Origin of the sequence: uncultured Campylobacter sp., assembly GCF_938018145.1 — a bacterium.
Classification (GTDB): Bacteria; Campylobacterota; Campylobacteria; order Campylobacterales; family Campylobacteraceae; genus Campylobacter_A.
Window position 1 is genome coordinate 1 of the sequence record NZ_CALIII010000100.1, and the last position, 4,252, is coordinate 4,252.

The window sequence follows — 4,252 nt, forward strand, 5'->3', positions numbered from 1 at the left end:
TCAAATCCGCGTTCGTATGCGTCTATCAGCAAATTTAACTCGCCGCCCGCGCCTAGCAACCCATCTATCTCGCCTAAAATTTCATCTAAATTTGACAGCGCGTCCATAAATCTCGCATCGTCAAAGTCGCCGTACGCGTCCTCAAACGTCCACCTAGGAAGCTGCATTTCGCACCTCACAATGAGAGTAAAAATACGAAAATATGGTGGCTAACGAGGCCCAAGACCGCCGGTACGCTGCAGCGCTTGACGATATCGAGCGGACTGCACTTTAGCATGCCCGCTATCGCGACGACCACGCCAGCTACGGGCGAGAGAGGGCGAGCGATAGTGGAGGCCTGGTGCATCGGTAGCACGAGCATAACCGAGCTCACGTTTAGCTTAGCCGCGATATGCGGCACCATCTCGATGAGCGGGTAGAAGCTCGCGCCGTTTGAGCCGGATATGATCGTAACAAGCGTCGTAATGACGACGAAAAGCACCGACATACCAAAGCCGCCAAAGCCAAGCGAATTTGCGAGCTTTACGATGCTATCGAGCATGCCTAGCGCCTTAAAGCCTTCCGCAAATACGCCCGCTGCGATGATGAGAATCACGACGCCGCTTAGGCTCTTACCCATCGCTTGGAAAAATACCTTGACCCCTTCGGCAATCGGGTCAAATTTGAACCTATGCCTAACCGCTTCAAAAAGCATCGCGATGACGACTGAAAGGATGATGATCGCTGAGATGTCAAGCTTGATAGAGGCGATGCAGTACTGCGAAAATACTACCACCAAAATCATCGGTAAAAACGGCAGTATCGCGTAAATTTTAGGTGCGGCTGTCTCGGGATTTTGCACTGCGCCGTCAAATTCCATCACTTCGCCCACGTGCTCGCTGCACACCCAGCCCTCCTTTTTATCGAGGTATCTGTTCCAAAAAACGAGCGCGATACCCATCACGATCGAGGTCGGAAGTGCGGCTGGAATTTTATAGATGAAAACATAATCTAAAATACTAAGCTGCGTAGCCTTTGCCGCAGCGGCGGTCGATGCGCCGATGAGCACCATCGAGGCGGCTCCCGACATCGCGCAGATCGAGCCCACGGTGAGCTTGTTTAGTCCAAGCGAGATAAGTACGGGCCCTAGCAGCGCGAGGCATAGCACGCCAAGCCCCACCGCGCTAGTGATGACCATGCTGATGAGCTTAGCCACCGCAAATGCGACAAAGACCATGACGTATGGATTTTTGATCCTAGCAAAGCGCTTAGTAGCGATAGAGACGAAAGCGTGGTTCGCCCCGATATGCGTCATGTAGCTAGCAAAGCCCACCATAAACATGATGATAAGGCCTAAATTTGCAAATCTGTTTGAGAACATATATCGGATAAACTCGATGATGTTTAGGTAGGCATTGCCCGTCGCTACGGCCTGTTTGGGCATGAAATTTCCCGTCCCCAGCGCGACCGAGCAGATCAACATAAAAACGCCCGAAAGAAAAAGCACGAGCGGCGCGTACTTGCCGCGCACTATCGCCCAACCCACTATAAACAGCACTACCGTGCCGATAATAATACCCGCAGCAGCCATATTTTGCTCCTTTTTAGTGTTTTTGTGTATTAAATCTAGAGCAAATTTTACTACAAATATTGATATATTAAGCTAAAATAAAAATTATTTTTTAATTTTTTTTGAACGGTATTATTTTATGTAACTTTGATTTTTATTAAAATTTTAGACTAGTGCAGCAGGTTTTGAGTCAAATTTGATGTCTCGTATGCGCTTAAAATAAAAAATGCTAAACGTCGCGTAAAGCCAAGCTCGACCGAAACGTCAAATTTAAAATGCACGCATCAAATTTGGCTCCGCTCAAATTTAAATTTTAGCCAAACTCACTCCCGCGAAAGTCCGTTTTTATCGGACTTGTCGCTGATTAGCTTACCCGATTCGTCGTATTTTTTGGCACGCACGAGCCTACCGCGCTCAAACTCCCCCTCGGCTTCGAGTTTGCCGTTTGCGTAGTAGTGGCGAGCCTCGCCGACCTCCAGCCCGTCCTCAAACATCACTCTGGCTTTTAGCGCGCCGTTTTCGTGATACTCCTCGTATAGTCCGTGATAGCGCCCGTTTTTAAACATCACTTTTGCAGCCAGCGCTCCGCTCTCGTAGTAGTCCAGCCCCGCGCCTATTTGGCGGCCGTCTTTGTACTCGTATTCGCCTCTGAGCTTGCCGCCCCCGTAGTATTCGCGCGCGACGCCGTCCTTTTCGCCGTCTTTATAGTTTTCTACCACGCGCGTTTTGCCGTTTTCGTAAAATCGCTTCCAAACGCCGTTTTTGCGGTCATTTTTGTATTCGCCCGTCTCCTCCACGGCGCCGCTTTCGTAGTACCATTTTTCTGCACCTTCTCGCTTGTCGTTTTTATAGGTTCGCACGCCGCGGATTTTACCGCTTTTGTAGTAGTCTACGTCCTCGCCGTTTCGCAGCCCGCCCGCGTAGGGGCTGCGTGCGCTAACCTCGCCGCTAACGTAATAGTCGGTAAATACGCCCTCTCGCTTGTCCGCCTTGAAAAAGCCCTCCTGCTTTAACGCGCCGCCCTCGTCAAAATAGTAGCGGCGGTAGAGCCCGTCGCGGACGTCATTTTTGTATTCGCTCTCGCCCATCAGAGCGCCGCTATCTGCATGGTAGTGCTTAGCCGTGCCCTCGCGGACGCCGTTTTTTAGGGGGTATTCGTTTGAGGGCTTGTCTCTGCCGTCAAAATAGTCTCGATATCGCACCGCCGTGCCGCCCTGCACGTCTATCTCGCGTATGAGCGTGGGCGGCAGGGGTTTTAGCCTCGGATAGACCATGCCCATCGCATTTACGTCATATAGGTCCTCGACGCTGTATCGAAGCATCTTTAGCGTGCCGTCGTAGAGCTTACCTTTTACGTAGTAAAGCCCGTTTTTTAGGCTCGCTTCGGGCTTCATTACGATTTTTGGCTCCAAGGCCTGCGCGCCGATCGCTAAAAGCGGGAGTAAAAATAGAAATTTTAGGATTTTCATGGTTTTTCCTGCTTTGTTTAGTTTGGGTAATTTTAAAATTTGAAACTAAATTTAAGGTGAAGGCGCGGTTATTTTTATTTTGGATGAGTTAAATTTAAGGGCTCTTGCTAAATTTAACCCTCTTTTAGCGCTTCAGCGACGATCGCCCACTCGCGCACGAGCCTTTCAAAACTAAAATTTGCATTTGCGGGGCTGGTCGAGGGTAATTTGACGGGCGATTTGCCCGTTGCATTTAAAATTTGAGTTTTTAGATATTTTTCGCAGATTTCATGCGCCTTACCGCCGTTTGAAAATACCTGCGTTATGCACGCGCTGTTAAAAATCGGCTCTAAATTTGCTGGCTTGACGGCAGTCATTTTAGCATCGCTCGAGCCCTTTATCTCGCACGATGTCGCCAGCAGATTTGCAGAGTTGCGTAGCAAAAACTAAATTTACCGATAAATTTAACTGCTTGTTTTGAGTTTATTGTTATAGAAGTTCTTTTATCGTAACAACGATTTTATAAAATTTACCGGGAAAATTTAGTTTAAAATGCAAAATAGTAGGGCGCATCTTGCTGCGCCCTTTAATAAATTTAAGATGTTGTCTTGTAAATTTGATCTATTTTAGCTCAAACGCAAGTGTTGCTGCGATCGTCTCGTCATCGCAAATTTTTGAGTCGGCAAACGGCATTTTATGAACCACTTGTAGTAGCCACTTTCCAGGTTTAAGGGCTAGCACCTCTATCGTGCCGTCTGGCTCAGTTTCGCCGTGAAATGCACTTTTTTCTTTCAAAAAGCCGTCAAATGTTCCATTAAGCGTAGCGCTTTCTAGCGGTTTGCCTTCAAATAGAATTTTAACTTTAAACGGTACGCCAACTTTGAAATTTGCTGGATTTTCAAGTGGAACTATCTCTAGGCGCTGGCTGGATGGCTTTGTGACGGAGTCGTCTTTTGCATTTTTGTTTATGATGCCTTTTGCGCTCATACTCGCTTTTTTGCAGTATTTGGCGTCTTTGATATCTTCTTTGGTTTTGCCCATGTGCCATGTGCCATCGCTAGCTTTTGTCCAAAACGTAGGCTTGTACTCGCCAGCTATAAGGTAAGAGCCGTCTTCAAGCTTGCCTCTTTCGTAGTGGTAGTTTTCGCCGCTTTGTTTTAGGCTCAGTTTTTCGCCATTTTTGGCTATGACGTACGGGGCTTCAAATAGGGCGATCCTATTATCTGGGATATTTTCAACAGTTGGAAAATCGTCC

Annotated in this window: 4 protein-coding genes; all 4 read right to left on the minus strand. The window is 47.9% G+C overall.

Annotated elements, in window-relative coordinates:
- Positions 1-175: 175 nt before the first annotated feature.
- Positions 176-1,570: a C4-dicarboxylate transporter DcuC gene (gene dcuC / locus Q0338_RS02170; protein WP_298085327.1), complete on the minus strand. Its 1,395-nt coding sequence runs from the start codon at positions 1,568-1,570 to the stop codon at positions 176-178.
- A gap of 302 nt (positions 1,571-1,872) precedes the next feature.
- Positions 1,873-3,018 (minus strand): toxin-antitoxin system YwqK family antitoxin, encoded by a 1,146-nt coding sequence (locus tag Q0338_RS02175; RefSeq protein WP_298085328.1) that lies wholly within the window; start codon positions 3,016-3,018, stop codon positions 1,873-1,875.
- A gap of 113 nt (positions 3,019-3,131) precedes the next feature.
- On the minus strand, positions 3,132-3,440 hold the full coding sequence (locus Q0338_RS02180) for a hypothetical protein (RefSeq protein WP_366119536.1): 309 nt from the start codon (positions 3,438-3,440) through the stop codon (positions 3,132-3,134).
- 178 nt (positions 3,441-3,618) lie between these two features.
- On the minus strand, positions 3,619-4,252 hold a 634-nt coding region (locus Q0338_RS02185; RefSeq protein WP_298085329.1), incomplete at its 5' end, for a DUF4198 domain-containing protein.

Bases quoted from the DNA above. Each gene is read 5' to 3' on its own strand.
- dcuC (WP_298085327.1), bottom strand. From the start codon at position 1,570: ATGGCTGCTGCGGGTATTATTATCGGCACGGTAGTGCTGTTTATAGTG.
- Q0338_RS02175 (WP_298085328.1), bottom strand. From the start codon at position 3,018: ATGAAAATCCTAAAATTTCTATTTTTACTCCCGCTTTTAGCGATCGGC.